The sequence below is a fragment of the Enterobacter sp. EC_64 genome (assembly GCF_019584165.1).
GTDB lineage: Bacteria > Pseudomonadota > Gammaproteobacteria > Enterobacterales > Enterobacteriaceae > Enterobacter > Enterobacter roggenkampii.
On record NZ_VDAS01000012.1, the window covers coordinates 20,873 to 35,722 of the forward strand.

General features: G+C 58.0%; 13 protein-coding genes. 10 read left to right on the top strand and 3 right to left on the bottom strand.

The window, feature by feature from the left end; translation table 11 throughout:
• Positions 1-31 precede the first annotated feature (31 nt).
• Complete coding sequence (locus FHC52_RS11660) at positions 32-658, bottom strand: GNAT family N-acetyltransferase (RefSeq protein WP_008500049.1); 627 nt, start codon at positions 656-658, stop codon at positions 32-34.
• 121 nt (positions 659-779) lie between these two features.
• Positions 780-3,056, bottom strand: a complete 2,277-nt coding sequence (locus FHC52_RS11665) for an ATP-binding protein (protein WP_126289027.1) — start codon at positions 3,054-3,056, stop codon at positions 780-782.
• Positions 3,057-3,237: 181 nt separating this feature from the next.
• On the opposite strand from FHC52_RS11665, the gene FHC52_RS11670 reads away from it, so the two are divergent.
• From FHC52_RS11670 to lpxO, 7 genes are all read left to right on the top strand, one after another.
• On the top strand, positions 3,238-4,758 hold the full coding sequence (locus FHC52_RS11670; protein WP_021242933.1) for a sugar ABC transporter ATP-binding protein: 1,521 nt from the start codon (positions 3,238-3,240) through the stop codon (positions 4,756-4,758).
• Positions 4,755-5,750, top strand: a complete 996-nt coding sequence (locus FHC52_RS11675) for an ABC transporter permease subunit (RefSeq protein WP_008500046.1) — start codon at positions 4,755-4,757, stop codon at positions 5,748-5,750. Before FHC52_RS11670 ends, FHC52_RS11675 begins: the two co-directional genes overlap by 4 nt.
• Before the next feature lie 30 nt (positions 5,751-5,780).
• Positions 5,781-6,722 (top strand): ABC transporter substrate-binding protein, encoded by a 942-nt coding sequence (locus tag FHC52_RS11680; protein ID WP_021242935.1) that lies wholly within the window; start codon positions 5,781-5,783, stop codon positions 6,720-6,722.
• Positions 6,723-6,771: 49 nt separating this feature from the next.
• A complete protein-coding gene (locus FHC52_RS11685; RefSeq protein ID WP_023293504.1) occupies positions 6,772-7,458 on the top strand; it encodes a D-lyxose/D-mannose family sugar isomerase in 687 nt (228 codons plus the stop codon).
• A gap of 10 nt (positions 7,459-7,468) precedes the next feature.
• On the top strand, positions 7,469-8,329 hold the full coding sequence (locus FHC52_RS11690; protein WP_032622740.1) for a ketose 1,6-bisphosphate aldolase: 861 nt from the start codon (positions 7,469-7,471) through the stop codon (positions 8,327-8,329).
• Positions 8,329-9,333, top strand: a complete 1,005-nt coding sequence (locus FHC52_RS11695) for a carbohydrate kinase family protein (protein WP_032655361.1) — start codon at positions 8,329-8,331, stop codon at positions 9,331-9,333. The genes FHC52_RS11690 and FHC52_RS11695 overlap by 1 nt, the downstream gene beginning before the upstream one ends.
• Before the next feature lie 143 nt (positions 9,334-9,476).
• Complete coding sequence (gene lpxO / locus FHC52_RS11700) at positions 9,477-10,385, top strand: lipid A hydroxylase LpxO (RefSeq protein ID WP_126289025.1); 909 nt, start codon at positions 9,477-9,479, stop codon at positions 10,383-10,385.
• 3 nt (positions 10,386-10,388) lie between these two features.
• Here the strand turns inward: lpxO and FHC52_RS11705 are convergent, their stop codons facing one another.
• Entirely contained in the window at positions 10,389-11,120 is a 732-nt protein-coding gene (locus tag FHC52_RS11705) for a response regulator (RefSeq protein ID WP_023293508.1), read from the bottom strand.
• A gap of 256 nt (positions 11,121-11,376) precedes the next feature.
• Here FHC52_RS11705 and fdhF point away from each other — a divergent pair, with 256 nt between their 5' ends.
• The 3 genes from fdhF to FHC52_RS11720 all read left to right on the top strand — a co-directional run bounded on the left by fdhF (position 11,377) and on the right by FHC52_RS11720 (position 14,794).
• Positions 11,377-13,524, top strand: coding sequence for a formate dehydrogenase subunit alpha (gene fdhF, locus FHC52_RS11710; RefSeq protein ID WP_084833282.1), 2,148 nt, complete (start codon positions 11,377-11,379; stop codon positions 13,522-13,524).
• A gap of 321 nt (positions 13,525-13,845) precedes the next feature.
• Positions 13,846-13,998: a Hok/Gef family protein gene (locus FHC52_RS11715; RefSeq protein ID WP_045909184.1), complete on the top strand. Its 153-nt coding sequence runs from the start codon at positions 13,846-13,848 to the stop codon at positions 13,996-13,998.
• 121 nt (positions 13,999-14,119) lie between these two features.
• Positions 14,120-14,794 (top strand): tetratricopeptide repeat protein, encoded by a 675-nt coding sequence (locus FHC52_RS11720; protein WP_055322339.1) that lies wholly within the window; start codon positions 14,120-14,122, stop codon positions 14,792-14,794.
• Positions 14,795-14,850: the final 56 nt, after the last annotated feature.

Consider the following 14,850-nt stretch of genomic DNA (forward strand, 5'->3'; position numbering starts at 1 on the left):
AGGGTGTGGGGGTAGCGGAGGAATCTCAAATTCAGTTGTGTCCTGGGACTTCCATCAGTTGATTCGCACGCTGTTTATTTTCTGCGACCAGGACGATGCCGTAGCATTTTTGATCCGGCGAATGGCTCCAGATACGATCTTCGGGGATACACCCTCCGTCATAGATAACCTTGCTACCATCATACGGCCAAAATGCGCCCTGCTCGGTATCAAGAACAAATACAGCGATTTGGTCAGACTCGCGGGCAATTTTCTGCCAGAGCATCTTCCCACCCTCATATTGTTCAAAGTCGCTGACAAGTGTCACGCCACACTGTAATACCAGGGCTTCATACAGGCGAGTTGCCAGTCCCTTGTCACGCTCGGCGGGATCAACACAGATACCTTCTACCTGAATGACATTGGCATCTTCCCAACAGCGCTCGACGGCAATGATATCTTCACCCAAATGCGTTTTACGTTGTAAATCCAGGGCAGCAACAACCCGATGCCGGGGCACCCCATCGAAGGTTTCGATATCCGCTTCAATAATCGCAGCTCTTGGCGTCTGGCTATCAAAAATAACATGTAGCACTCGCCCGGAAAGCTCAAACTCATCAACGAGTTTAAACGACCTGGCAATTGTGCTCGGGCTATATGTTGTAGGCATCACGATCATTTGTGAGTCCCCCTTTGTGAGTACCGGCATAATTCCTTTTATATCCCAATCTGCTAAATTTTGCGCAGATTAACATCACCGGCGTCAACGATGCTCTTGATGAAATCCTAAACAGGGGCATTTAAAAACATATTTTCCGCAGCGCCTGCGCCAGCTGCACCCGCGTAAACGGCTTGCGCAGTAGCTGAACGTCCGGCAGCTGAGGATTATGCGTGGGCCGTAAATCCTGTCCGCTGATCAGCAGCACCGGAAGCTGCGGATAGTGGCTGCGCACATGGCTAATCACCTCGGCTCCGCTCAAGCTTCCCGGCAACATCAGGTCGCTGATAAACATGCCAATATCCGGCGACGCCGCCAGCATGCTCAGCGCCTGCTCGCCGTTTTCCGCTTCGAGCGTCAGGTAGCCAAGCTGGTGCAGCTGCTCGCACAGGGTCTGACGGACATCGGCTTCATCTTCCAGCACCAGTACCAGCCGCTCGTTATCGACGGAGGCGGTGGCAGAGAGCGTTTCATCTTCAGGAACTACGGGTAGCGTCGATCGCGGAAGGTGAAGCCGGACGGTCGTCCCCTGCCCCGGCGCGCTCTCAATCTCCACGCGGCCGCCGGACTGGCGGACAAAGCCGTACACCATCGACAGGCCTAACCCGCTCCCGCTCCCGGTCTGTTTGGTGGTGAAGAACGGCTCAAAGACGCGGGATTTGACCTCCTGCGACATGCCGCTGCCGCGGTCAATGACTTCCAGCGCCACCATATCCTGCCTGCGTCCGTCGCTGCGGGTAACGCGCTGATTCCAGGTGCGAATTTTAATCACCCCGCTTTGCCCTTCCATCGCATCACGCGCGTTCATCACCAGATTAATGATGGCGTTTTCCAGCTGGCTAACGTCTATCCAGGCGGGCCATGCCGGGGATTGCGCTTCGATCTCCAGGGTCAGGGTGGCAGGGAGGGAGTGACGCAGCAGTTCCCGGAGGTTCTCCAGCAGCGGCTGCATCTCTACCGCATGCGGGGTCAGGGATTGCTTGCGGGAAAACGCCAGCAGGCGCTGGGTCAGCAAGGCGCCACGCTCGGCCGCCTTCAGCGCCCGGGTAATGCGCGGCGCGTCGTTTGATTCGGGGTCGGTCAGCTCAAGGCTGCCGATGATCACCGCCAGCAGGTTATTAAAATCATGCGCCAGCCCGCCCGTCAGCTGTCCGACGGCCTTCATTTTCTGGCTGTGCAGGAGCGCCTCTTCCAGCCCCTGACGCTCAATGCGGTCGATCTCCATCTGCGTGGTCTTCTCTTTCAACAGGCGCGTGGTGTGCTCAAGCGAGGCGGTGTTGCGGGCAAAAACGTTAAACGCGCGCGCCAGTTCGCCCAGCTCATCGCGCCGCTGCAGCGCGGGAACGGACACATCCTGTTCACCGTGAGCAAGACGCGACATCGCCCGGGAAATGGCCGTCAGGTTGGAGGCCAGATGGCGGTAGATATACCAGCAGGCACACCCGGTGATGATCAGCGCCAGCACGGCGAAAATGGTGATAAACACGCTGATGGATTGCAGTTCGTGATGGCTCTGGGCGGTGCGAAGCCGGGAGGCCTGCGCCACCTGCTCAACGTACTGATTAATATCGCTGTTGAGGATCGCCACCAGCGCCTTGATGTGGAACATGTACCAGCTTATCGCCAGATCGCTCTCCTCCAGCTGCTTCGACAGCGGGGCGAGCTGACCTAGCTCGGCATTAAAATCGGGCAAAACTGCCTTCACGACCGGCTGTGCGGCACTCCGGGGCAGCATCGCGGCCACCGCGTCCAGCTGCTGAACGGTTGCGCGCGGCGAGGGGGTTTCGATGGCGGCGGCGATCAGCCGGTCCATCTCCATCAGCTGCTGCGCATCCGGAACATTGCTGCCATAGCGGCGGTTGATGTCCTGCAGATGACGCAGGTAGCTCTGGCTTTGGTACAGCGAGCTCAGCAGCGCGTTACGCTCCAGATGGCGTCGCTGTCCGCGCTCCAGCATCTCCGTCACGCTCTGCTGTAGCTCATTGCTTCGTTGAATAATACGCGCCACCAGGGCTGGCTCCTGCTGCGCCAGCGGCGCCTCCGCAAGCTGCTCCAGCGAGTGGCGCAGGGCCATTTGCGTCTGCTTCAGGCGCTCGGCTTCACCTTTGTACTCGAGCGCCCCGACCACCTGCGAGAGCCGCACCGCCGCCGTTGCCACGCTGGCGGTGTCGCGGGCCAGGTTCATGCTGCCGGTCATGTCGTCCAGCGTTTGCTGCTGGACCTGCTCCTGGATTTGGCTGGCGTGGCGGAAGCCGAGCACCGCCACGCCGCTCACCATCAGCGTCACGGCGACCACCAGCAGATTGAAAATCAGCAGGCGGCCTCGTGCGCTGGCGAAGAACGGGGGGCGTGATGGCATGGGGTTGGGCTCCTGTGCGGTTTGGTGCCCTCACCCTGGCCCTCTCCCACAGGGAGAGGGAAAAGGAAAATGTGATGGCGATTAGCTATTCATAACTATGACAAATATGAACAGCTTCTGACATTTTGCATTTACGCACCTGTGATGAAGTGCAGAAATCGGCATTCACAGGAGATCCGCCATGAGCAGAACCCCGGTATTAGAGATGCGCAGCATTGCCAAAACGTTTGGCAGTTTCCACGCGCTCAAGGGTGTGGATTTGACGGTCTTTGCCGGTGAGATCCACGCGCTGATGGGTGAAAACGGCGCAGGCAAAAGCACGCTGATGAAAATCCTCGCGGGCGCCTATACCGCCACTGGCGGCGAGATCCTGATCGACGGCCAGCCGTTTCACATTAAAGGGCCGAAGGATGCGCTGGCCGCAGGCATCACGCTGATTTACCAGGAGATGCAGCTCGCGCCCAATTTGACCGTAGCCGAAAATATCTTCCTCGGCAGCGAGCTGTCGCGCGGCGGGCTGGTCCAGCGCAAGGAGATGGCCGCCCAGGCGCAGGCGGTGATTGACCGCCTCGGCGCGCAGTTTAGCGCCACCGATCTGGTGATGAAGCTCACCATCGCCGAACAGCAGCAGGTGGAAATTGCTCGCGCGCTGCACCGCAACAGCCGCATTCTGGTGATGGATGAACCCACAGCCGCCCTCTCCTCCCGCGAAACCCATCGCCTGTTTGAACTGATTTTGCGCCTGCGCGATGAAGGGATGGCGATCATCTATATCAGCCACCGCATGGCGGAGGTCTATGAACTCTCTGACCGCGTCAGCGTTCTGCGCGACGGGCAGTACGTCGGGAGCCTGACGCGCGACAAGCTGAACGCGTCGGAACTGGTAAAGATGATGGTGGGCCGCCCGCTAAGCGACCTGTTCAACAAGGAGCGTGATATTCCCCTCGGCAGTCCGCGTCTCAACGTCCACCACCTCACCGACGGTAAAAAAGTACAGCCGTGCAGCCTGCAGGTGCGTTCCGGCGAAATCGTCGGGCTGGCGGGACTGGTCGGGGCCGGACGTTCCGAGCTGGCACAGCTTATCTTCGGCGTGCGTAAAGCCACGGGCGGCATGATTGAGGTCGACGGCGAGCCGGTGGTGATTCACTCCCCGCGCGCGGCCATCGAAAACGGCATCGGTTTTCTCACCGAGAACCGCAAGGAGCAGGGGCTGTTTCTGGAGCTGGCGGCGCAGGAGAACATCACTATGGCGACGCTGGAGCGCGACGCCACCTTCGGCTGGCTGAACCGCAAAAAAGCCCAGTCCATTTCCGATGACGCCATTGCCCTGCTCAATATCCGCGTGCCCCATTCGCAGGTGCGCGCAGGCGGTCTTTCCGGCGGCAACCAGCAAAAACTGCTCATCTCCCGCTGGGTCGCCATCGGCCCGCGCATTCTGATTCTGGACGAACCCACGCGCGGCGTGGACGTCGGCGCAAAAAGCGAGATCTACCGCATCATGAACCAGATGGCGCGCAAAGGCGTGGCGATCCTGATGATCTCCAGCGAGCTGCCGGAAGTGGTGGGCATGAGCGACCGGGTTTACGTGATGCGGGAAGGCAGCATCGCGGGCGAGCTTCACGGGCGTGACATCTCTCAGGAAAACATTATGACGCTGGCAACCGGCGTGAACGACACTCATCATCAGGCGGTGCAATCATGACAACTCCAACCCATCCGCAGCAGGTGGCGAAATCCGCCTCCGCCAAAAAAATGCTGATGAGCGATCTGATGCAAACGGTCGGTATTTTGCCGATTCTGATCCTGATTGTGGCGGTTTTTGGCTTTATTGCGCCCAACTTCTTCACTGAGAGCAACCTGCTCAACATCACCCGTCAGGCGTCGATCAACATCGTGCTGGCGGCGGGAATGACCTTTATTATCCTCACCGGCGGGATTGACCTCTCGGTGGGGTCGATTCTCGGCACCACGGCGGTGGCGGCGATGGTAGTGTCGCTCATTCCCGAATTCGCCGGGCTGTCCATTCCGGCCGCGCTGATGCTCGGCATGGTGCTGGGCCTGTTCAACGGCGCACTGGTGGCCTTTGCCGGGCTGCCCCCCTTCATCGTCACGCTCGGCACCTATACGGCGCTGCGCGGCGCGGCCTATCTGCTGGCCGACGGCACGACGGTCATTAACTCCAACATCAACTTCGAGTGGATCGGCAATAACTACCTCGGCCCGATCCCCTGGCTGGTGGCGATCGCCCTGGCGGTCATTGTGGTGTGCTGGTTCATCCTGCGCCGCACCACGCTCGGCGTTCACATCTACGCCGTGGGCGGCAACATGCAGGCGGCGCGCTTAACGGGCATTAAGGTCTGGCTGGTGCTGCTGTTTGTCTACGGCATGAGCGGCCTGCTCTCCGGCCTCGGCGGCGTCATGAGCGCCTCACGCCTCTACAGCGCTAACGGTAACCTCGGCACGGGTTACGAGCTGGATGCAATTGCGGCGGTGATCCTCGGCGGCACCAGCTTCGTCGGCGGGATCGGCACGATCACCGGCACGCTGGTCGGTGCCTTGATCATCGCCACCCTCAACAACGGCATGACGCTGATGGGCGTCTCCTACTTCTGGCAGCTGGTGATCAAAGGGGCGGTGATCATCATTGCGGTGCTGATCGACAAATACCGTACCCGACACCATCAAAGTGCATAACAACAATACCCTACGAGTGAGGAAGACAAGATGCGTTTGAAACCCTTAGTGACCGCGCTCTGTGCTGGCGCGCTGCTTGCCGCAACGCCGTTTGCGCAGGCGAAAGATCTGAAGTCCATTGGCGTGACGGTGGGCGACCTGGCTAACCCGTTCTTCGTGCAGATCACCAAAGGTGCCGAGCTGGAAGCGCGCAAGCTGGCGGGCGATAACGTCAAGGTGACGCTGGTCTCCAGCGGTTACGACCTGGGCCAGCAGGTGGCGCAGATCGACAACTTCATTGCCGCGAAAGTGGACATGATCATCCTCAACGCCGCGGATTCCAAAGGGATCGGCCCGGCGGTGAAGCGCGCGAAGGACGCCGGGATCGTGGTCGTGGCGGTTGACGTGGCGGCGGAAGGGGCTGATGCCACCATCACCTCCGATAACACCCAGGCGGGTGAGATGGCCTGTAAGTACATTACCGACCGCCTGAAAGGGAAAGGCAACGTGGTGATCATCAACGGACCGCCGGTCTCTGCGGTACAAAACCGCGTAGAAGGGTGCCAGACGGAATTCAAAAAACATCCGGATATCAAGGTGCTCTCGGATAACCAGAACGCCAAGGGCAGTCGTGAAGGCGGTCTGGAAGTCATGACCTCCCTGCTGGCGGCCAATCCGAAGATCGACGGCGTGTTTGCGATTAACGATCCGACCGCGATCGGCGCCGATCTGGCGGCGAAACAGGCGCAGCGCAATGAGTTCTTTATCGTTGGCGTGGATGGTTCACCGGACGGTGAGGAAGCGCTGAAGCGCGAAAATTCCCTGTTTGTCGCAACCCCGGCGCAGGATCCGCAGGTCATGGCGGCAAAGGCGGTGGAGATCGGCTATGACATTCTCCAGGGCAAACCCGCGCCGAAAGCGCCCGTGCTGATCCCGGTGACGATGATCGATAAAAAGAACGTCGGCACGTATAAGGGGTGGACGGTTAAATGATCCTTTTCCCTCTCCCGCAGGGAGAGGGTACTGTTTTCAAGGAGTCCCCATGAAACGCTCCGACATCAATGAAATCCTCGGCCACACGCGGCAGTTTTTCTCCATGCACGACGTTCATCTCCCGCCTTTTGCCAGCTTTCCGCCAACGAAATGGCAGCAGCTTGACCAGGCCGCATGGCAGGAAGTGTTCGATCTCAAGCTCGGCTGGGACGTGACGGCGTTCGGCGGCAACAACTTTGCCGCTGAGGGCCTGACGCTGTTTACCCTGCGCAACGGCTCGCCCAACGGCGTGCCTTATGAAAAAAGCTATGCCGAAAAAATCATGCACGTGCGCGACGGCCAGGTGACGCCGATGCATTTTCACTGGCGCAAGCGCGAAGACATCATCAACCGGGGCGGCGGGAATCTGATCATTGAGTTATGGAATGCCGGAGCGCATGAAGAGACGGAAAACACCGACGTGACCGTCACCGTCGACGGCTGCCGCCAGACACACGCCCCCGGCAGCCAGCTGCGCCTCACGCCAGGGGAAAGCATCTGCCTGACGCCCACTCTTTACCACAGTTTCTGGGGCGAACGCGGCTTCGGCGACGTGCTGGTGGGCGAAGTCTCCTCGGTTAATGACGATGAACACGACAACCACTTTTTGCAGCCCGTTGCCCGCTATAACAACATCGAAGAAGACGAACCGGCGCTGCTGGTGCTGTGCAACGAGTACAACCTGTTTCGGATATAAGGGGTGAATGATGCCATTGATTTCTCTTGCCGACGGTCTTGCGCACGCCAGACAACACCGCTATGCGCTGGGCGCGTTTAACGTGCTCGACTCCCACTTCCTGCGCGCGCTATTCGCCGCCGCAAAGCAGGAACGCTCGCCGTTTATCATCAACATCGCGGAAGTGCATTTTAAGTACGTGTCGCTGGATTCCCTTGTCGAAGCGGTGAAGTTCGAGGCCGCTCGCCACGCTATTCCCGTGGTGCTCAACCTCGACCACGGCCTGCATTATGACGCCGTCGTGCGCGCCCTGCGCTTAGGGTTCAGCTCCGTGATGTTCGATGGCTCTACGCTGAGCTATGAGGAAAATGTTCGCCAGACGCGGGAAGTGGTGAAGATGTGCCATGCGGTGGGCGTCTCCGTGGAGGCAGAGCTGGGCGCGGTCGGGGGTGATGAAGGGGGCGCGCTTTACGGACATGCGGATGAAGCCTTCTTCACCGATCCGCAGCTGGCGCGCGAATTTGTTGATTTAACCGGCATCGACGCGCTGGCCGTCGCCATCGGCAACGCACACGGCAAGTATAAAGGCGAGCCGAAGCTCGATTTCCCGCGTCTGGACGCCATTCGTCAGCAGACGGGGCTGCCGCTGGTTTTACACGGCGGCTCCGGGATTAGCGATGCCGACTTCCGCCGCGCCATCGAGCTGGGCATTCATAAAATCAATTTCTATACCGGCATGTCGCAGGCCGCGCTCGCCGCCGTGGAGCAGCGCATGGGGAACCGCCAGCCGCTGTACGACGAGTTTGCCGAACTGCTGCTCGGCATTGAAGAAGCGATTACCGATACGGTCGCCGAACAGATGCGCATTTTCGGCAGCGCGGGGCAGGCATGATGGAACGCAAAGGCATCATCGCCGCAGGCAATATGCTGGTGGACCACGTCCACCAGATCGTGCAGTGGCCGGAGCGCGGCTGGCTGGCGGAAATCACCCACAGCGAACGCTCAACCGGCGGCGCGCCGCTCAACGTCCTGCTGACGCTGGCAAAAATGCACGTTGGCCTGCCGCTGCAGGCGGTGGGGCTGATTGGCGAAGACGGCGACGGGGACTACATTCTGGCGATGCTCGACCAGTACCACGTCAACCGCCAGCGCGTACAGCGCACCACCTTTGCGCCAACCTCCATGTCGCAGGTGATGACCGACCCCAGCGGACAGCGCACCTTTTTCCACTCGCCCGGGGCCAACCGCCTGCTGGATCTTCCTGCTTTCGATCGCTTAGACGGATCGATGAAGATCTTCCATCTCGGCTATCTCCTGCTGCTCGACAGCCTGGATATGCCCGATGACGAATTTGGCACCCGCAGCGCGCGGCTGCTGGCGCAGATGCGTGACCAGGGGTATGAAACCTCGCTCGATCTGGTTTCCCGCAAGGGCGACCCGCGCTATCAGCCGCTGGTGCTCCCTGCCCTTCGCCATCTCGACTATCTGGTGATTAACGAACTGGAGGCCGGTGAGTTTAGCGGCCTGACAATGCGTGACGAAAACGACGCCCCGCACATTGCCCATATCGCGGACGCCGCGGCGCAGCTGCTGGCGGCCGGCGTACGCCAGCGGGTGGTGATCCACTGTCCGGAAGGCGCATGGGGAGAAGCTCGCGGTGAAGCGGGTCGCTGGATCCCGTCATGGATGCTGGAGCAGGAAGAGATTATCGGCAGCGTCGGCGCGGGCGATGCCTTTTGCGCGGGCTTTTTATACGGCTGCCATGAATCGCTCCCGCTAACAGAGAGTATTTATCTGGCGCACGCCTGCGCGCGGGCAAGCCTGCTGGCCGCCAATGCGATTGACGGCGCAAAAACGCTGGCCGAGCTGCAGGCGTTTATTCGCGAGAGCATTTAATTTAACAATAATTGCGATTTTTCATTACAGTTCTATGAATTTTATATTCCCGAACTACACTCTCTCCATCTGGCATATTCGGCGTGGGCAGCACTCTGTCCGCACGCTTTTCCGAAATGAGATAGAAAGAGGACAAGGGAAAAATGTTCGCAGTCATCATCATCGGTATTTTCATTATCAGCGTTATTTATGCGCATTCCCGCGGCAAAGAAAAACAGACGCTTTCCCGTCAGCTCTTCGACCATTCGACGTTTATGGCGCCCATCAATATGTTTATGACGGCGTTTTCTTCCCTGCCCGCCAGGCAGCCTTTCTTTGAAACAGAGCGCTTCCCGGAATTAAATAAGCTGACGGAAAACTGGCTGGTTATTCGCGAAGAGGCGCTGCGTTTGCAGCATCATATTAAGGCAGCGGAAAATAATAACGACGCTGGCTTTAACACCTTTTTTAAACGCGGCTGGAAACGTTTTTATCTGAAGTGGTATGCCGATGCCCATCCCTCCGCGCAGTCTTTATGCCCGGTGACGACCCGGCTGGTGAGTGAAATCCCTTCGGTGAAGGCGGCCATGTTTGCCGAGCTGCCGGCGGGTGCAAAGCTTGGCAAGCACCGGGATCCGTATGCGGGCTCGGTTCGTTACCATCTGGGCTTATTCACCCCGAATGACGATCGCTGCTTTATTGAAGTCGACGGGCAGCGCCACAGCTGGCGGGATGGTGAAGCCGTTATTTTTGATGAGACCTACGTCCACTGGGCAGAAAATAAATCGGATCAAACGCGCATTATTCTCTTCTGCGATATCGAGCGTCCGATGAAATGGCGCTGGGCGCAGGCGGTTAACCATTGGGTGGGAACCACGCTGATGTCTGCGGCCAGCTCACCGAATGACGAGAATGACAGCACCGGCGGCATTAACCGCATTTTTAAATACGTTCATGCGAGCCGCGAACGGGGGCAGCGTCTGAAAAAAAGGAACCGTAAGGCCTATTACGCCCTCAAGTATTTGTGCATCATCGCGATTTTTGCCGCCATCATTGTTCCGGCGATAACGTAAGCCTTATGCCGCCTGTTCGGGCCGGCTCACGTCAGTGGCAAACACGTAACCCAGCCCGCGGATGGTTTTGATGAGCGCAGGCTGATGCGGGTTAGCCTCTATTTTCCGGCGCAGGCGCATGATCAGCACGTCAATCGTGCGGTCGAACACGTCGGCACTTTCGCTGTGGGTCAGCTCAAGCAGCCGATCGCGGCTCAGCACCCGGCGGGCATTTTGCGTGAGCGCCAGCAGCAGGCCGTACTCGCCCTGGGTTAAGGGCACGGTATTACGCTGCGGATCAATCAGCTCACAGCGGGTGGTATCAAGCGTCCATCCGTTAAACGCAATGCCCGCGACGGGCGCTGCGGAGGCTTCTGCCGCCAGCGCGCCCGTTCGGCGCAACACCGCTTTCACGCGGGCGACCACAACGCGCGGGTTGAATGGTTTGCCAATATAATCGTCGGCCCCCATCTCCAGCCCCACCACCACGTCTGACTCACTGCCCAGCCCGGTTAACATCACAACCGGTAGCGCCGGTCGCTGCTTTTGCAGCTGCAGCAGAACCTGCAGGCCGTTGATATCCGGCAGCATCATGTCCAGCAGCACAAGCGCGATATTCGGCTCCTGCTGAACCTGGCGCAGCGCATCCTGGCCGTTATGGCAGACAAGCACGCTAAAGACGTGCTCGCTCAGCACGTCCTGAAGCAGTTCGCAGACTGCCGTATCGTCATCAACCACCAGAATCGCCGGTTTCATCGTATGCTTCCGTCAGGGGATTATGTTAAGTCTGAACTATTCTGCCGTCGGCTCCAGTCAAAAGGTTTTTTCAGTGACGGAAATTCAACCCATGTCACATCCGCCGCCCTGTCGACACGTCAATTTTGACGATTGGCTGCTTTTTGTCAGGGTTTTCACCCCAGATGGGCCGTAAAGTCAGGGGATACCCATATAAAAAACATGGCATAGAAGCTGCATAGTGGGTGCGAACGATTCGATTAACTGGAGCAGACTGATGAAAAAAGTCGTCACGGTTTGCCCTTATTGTGCCTCAGGTTGCAAGATCCACCTGGTGGTCGATAACGGCAAAATCGTCCGGGCGGAGGCCGCGCAGGGGAAAACCAACCAGGGCACGCTGTGCCTGAAAGGGTACTACGGCTGGGATTTTATTAACGATACCCAAATCCTTACCCCGCGCCTGAAAACCCCTATGATCCGCCGCGAGCGCGGCGGCAAGCTGGAAGCCGTCTCCTGGAACGAGGCGCTGGATTATGTCGCCACGCGCCTGAGTGCCATTAAGGCCAAGTATGGCCCGGATGCCATCCAGACCACCGGCTCTTCCCGCGGGACGGGAAATGAAACCAACTATGTGATGCAAAAATTCGCGCGCGCCGTTATTGGTACCAATAACGTCGACTGCTGCGCTCGCGTCTGACACGGCCCATCGGTTGCAGGTCTGCACCAGTCGGTCGGTAACGGCGCAATGAGTAATGCCATCAACGAGATAGATAATACCGATCTCGTTTTCATCTTTGGTTATAACCCGGCGGATTCTCACCCTATCGTCGCGAACCACGTTATTCGCGCTAAACAGAATGGGGCGAAAATCATCGTCTGCGATCCGCGCAAAATTGAAACCGCGCGCATTGCGGATATGCACATTGCATTGAAAAACGGTTCAAACATCGCGCTGTTGAACGCAATGGGGCACGTCATTATTGAGGAGAACCTGTACGACCAGGCGTTTGTCGCGACCCGTACAGAAGGCTTTGAAGAGTATAAGAAAATAGTCGAGGGCTATACGCCTGAATCCGTCGAAGCGATAACCGGCGTCAGCGCGCAGGAGATTCGTCAGGCGGCCAGAATGTATGCCGGGGCAAAAACCGCCGCCATTCTCTGGGGTATGGGCGTGACCCAGTTCTACCAGGGCGTGGAAACCGTGCGCTCGCTCACCAGCCTTGCGATGCTGACCGGTAATCTGGGTAAAGCCCACGTTGGCGTGAACCCGGTGCGTGGTCAGAATAACGTGCAGGGCGCCTGCGATATGGGCGCGCTGCCGGATACTTATCCGGGCTACCAGTACGTGAAGTTCCCGGAAAACCGCGCCAAGTTTGCGAAGGCGTGGGGCGTGGAAAGCCTGCCGGAACACACCGGATATCGCATCAGCGAGCTGCCGCACCGCGCGGCGCATGGCGAAGTGCGTGCGGCCTATATCATGGGTGAAGATCCGCTTCAGACCGACGCCGAGCTTTCTGCAGTGCGTAAAGGGTTTGAGGATCTGGAGCTGGTGATTGTCCAGGATATCTTCATGACCAAAACCGCGGCGGCGGCGGATGTCATTTTACCGTCGACCTCCTGGGGCGAGCATGAAGGCGTCTACACGGCGGCCGACCGCGGCTTCCAGCGCTTCTTCAAGGCGGTCGAGCCGAAGTGGGATCTGAAAACGGACTGGCAGATCATCAGTGAAATCGCCACCCGCATGGGCTACCCGATGCACTACAACAACACCCAGGAGATCTGGGATGAGTTGCGCAGCCTGTGTCCGGACTTCTACGGCGCCACCTATGAAAAAATGGGCGAGCTGGGCTACATCCAGTGGCCGTGTCGGGATGAGTCAGAGGCCGATCAGGGGACGTCCTATCTCTTTAAGGAGAAATTCGACACCCCGAACGGGCTGGCGCAGTTCTTCACCTGCGACTGGGTCGCGCCGATCGATAAACTCACCGATGAGTATCCGATGGTGCTCTCCACCGTACGCGAAGTGGGCCATTACTCCTGTCGTTCGATGACCGGAAACTGCGCCGCGCTGGCCGCGCTGGCGGACGAGCCCGGCTACGCGCAAATCAACACCGCCGATGCGCAGCGCCTTGGTATTGAGGACGAGGCGCTGGTGTGGGTGAACTCGCGCAAAGGACGGATTATCACCCGTGCGCAGGTCAGCGATCGTCCAAACAAAGGGGCGGTCTATATGACCTACCAGTGGTGGATTGGTGCCTGTAACGAGCTGGTGACCGAGAACTTAAGCCCGATAACCAAAACGCCGGAGTATAAATACTGCGCCGTAAACGTTGAGCCGATTGCGGATCAGCACGCCGCTGAACAGTATGTGATCGACGAATATAACAAGCTAAAAGCCCGACTGCGCGAAAGCGCAATGGGTTGAAGCCGTTAATTCATCGATGAATAAAGGGAGTGAAATATTCACTCCCTTTTTATTTCCGAGTAACCCATCAATAATATCAATTAATATTCTGGAAAACGGCTCGCAGAAATAATGTAATTTTCGCGAAAAAGAATTACATCTTTGCATTTTAATTCAGAGGGATAAGATATTCTGCGGGTGCTTAAGACTTTCTGTCTTGAGCATTGTTGAGGGACAGAAAGTAGAAAGCCCCGGGAAATTTTCATTTACCCGAGGCTACTCCCTCAACTCCAACAGGTTGAGAGTAGCCTCTTATTCTTTTTTTGACAAGGAGTAAAAGGCATGACGCCATTAAAAACTGCGTTAGGCATCGTCTTTATTGTTTGCCTGACGATAGTGATCTTTACCTTTATTACTCGCGGTAAGCTCTGCGAGTTTTCAATAAAGAGTGAGCATCAGGAGGTGGCGGCTAAATTAGCCTGCAACCCAGGCTAACCTCTACGGGCGGAACAACGGTTCCGCCCGGCTTGTAGGATGCTGAGGTCTTAATGCACCCATTTTTTTCTTTTGCGCCCGCGATTATACTGCGCGGCGTGTACCCAGATGATAAGAATCCATGAAAGCCATTTTTCTGTTGTTAGTGTTTTTAACATCCTTCGCCCGCGCCGATGAGATAGGCAGCCAGTATCGGAAACAGGCGGAAGCCGGTGATGCGCGTGCCCAGTATTATCTTGCCGATACGTACTTCAGCTCCGGCGACAGCAAGCAGGCCGCGCTGTGGGCCGAGAAAGCCGCTAAAGGCGGCGATGTCGACGCCATGGGGTTGCTCTCGCAAATCCTCTTTACGCAGGGCAATTACACACAGGCCAAAGCCCTGGCACAGCAGGCAAACATTGCTGGCAGCAAACGCGGCGCGATCATGCTGGCGCGCATTCTGGTGAATACTCAGGCGGGAAAAACGGACTATCCCCAGGCCATCAGACTGCTGCACACGGCAACCGAAGATATCGACAGCGACTCTGCGGTCGATGCACAGCTGCTGCTGGGGCTGATTTATGCCAACGGCGTCGAGGTAGCGCAGGATGACGTGCAGGCCGCCTCGTGGTTCAAGCGGAGTTCAGCCCTTTCGCGTACCGGCTACGCCGAGTACTGGGCTGGGATGTTGTTCAGGCAGGGTGAGAAAGGCTTTATCACGCCCAATAAACAGAAAGCGCTGTACTGGTTAAACCTGAGCTGTACGGAAGGGTTTGATACGGGGTGCGAAGAGTTTGATGCGTTGAGCGGGGAGTAAACCATTGCCCGGTGGCGCTGCGCTTACCGGGCCTACGGCTTGTGTAGGCCGGGTAA

Bases quoted from the DNA above. Each gene is read 5' to 3' on its own strand.
- FHC52_RS11720 (WP_055322339.1), top strand. From the start codon at position 14,120: ATGAAAGCCATTTTTCTGTTGTTAGTGTTTTTAACATCCTTCGCCCGC.
- lpxO (WP_126289025.1), top strand. From the start codon at position 9,477: ATGTTCGCAGTCATCATCATCGGTATTTTCATTATCAGCGTTATTTAT.
- FHC52_RS11685 (WP_023293504.1), top strand. From the start codon at position 6,772: ATGAAACGCTCCGACATCAATGAAATCCTCGGCCACACGCGGCAGTTT.
- FHC52_RS11660 (WP_008500049.1), bottom strand. From the start codon at position 658: ATGATCGTGATGCCTACAACATATAGCCCGAGCACAATTGCCAGGTCG.
- FHC52_RS11670 (WP_021242933.1), top strand. From the start codon at position 3,238: ATGAGCAGAACCCCGGTATTAGAGATGCGCAGCATTGCCAAAACGTTT.
- FHC52_RS11715 (WP_045909184.1), top strand. From the start codon at position 13,846: ATGACGCCATTAAAAACTGCGTTAGGCATCGTCTTTATTGTTTGCCTG.
- FHC52_RS11675 (WP_008500046.1), top strand. From the start codon at position 4,755: ATGACAACTCCAACCCATCCGCAGCAGGTGGCGAAATCCGCCTCCGCC.
- FHC52_RS11690 (WP_032622740.1), top strand. From the start codon at position 7,469: ATGCCATTGATTTCTCTTGCCGACGGTCTTGCGCACGCCAGACAACAC.
- FHC52_RS11705 (WP_023293508.1), bottom strand. From the start codon at position 11,120: ATGAAACCGGCGATTCTGGTGGTTGATGACGATACGGCAGTCTGCGAA.
- FHC52_RS11665 (WP_126289027.1), bottom strand. From the start codon at position 3,056: ATGCCATCACGCCCCCCGTTCTTCGCCAGCGCACGAGGCCGCCTGCTG.
- FHC52_RS11695 (WP_032655361.1), top strand. From the start codon at position 8,329: ATGGAACGCAAAGGCATCATCGCCGCAGGCAATATGCTGGTGGACCAC.
- FHC52_RS11680 (WP_021242935.1), top strand. From the start codon at position 5,781: ATGCGTTTGAAACCCTTAGTGACCGCGCTCTGTGCTGGCGCGCTGCTT.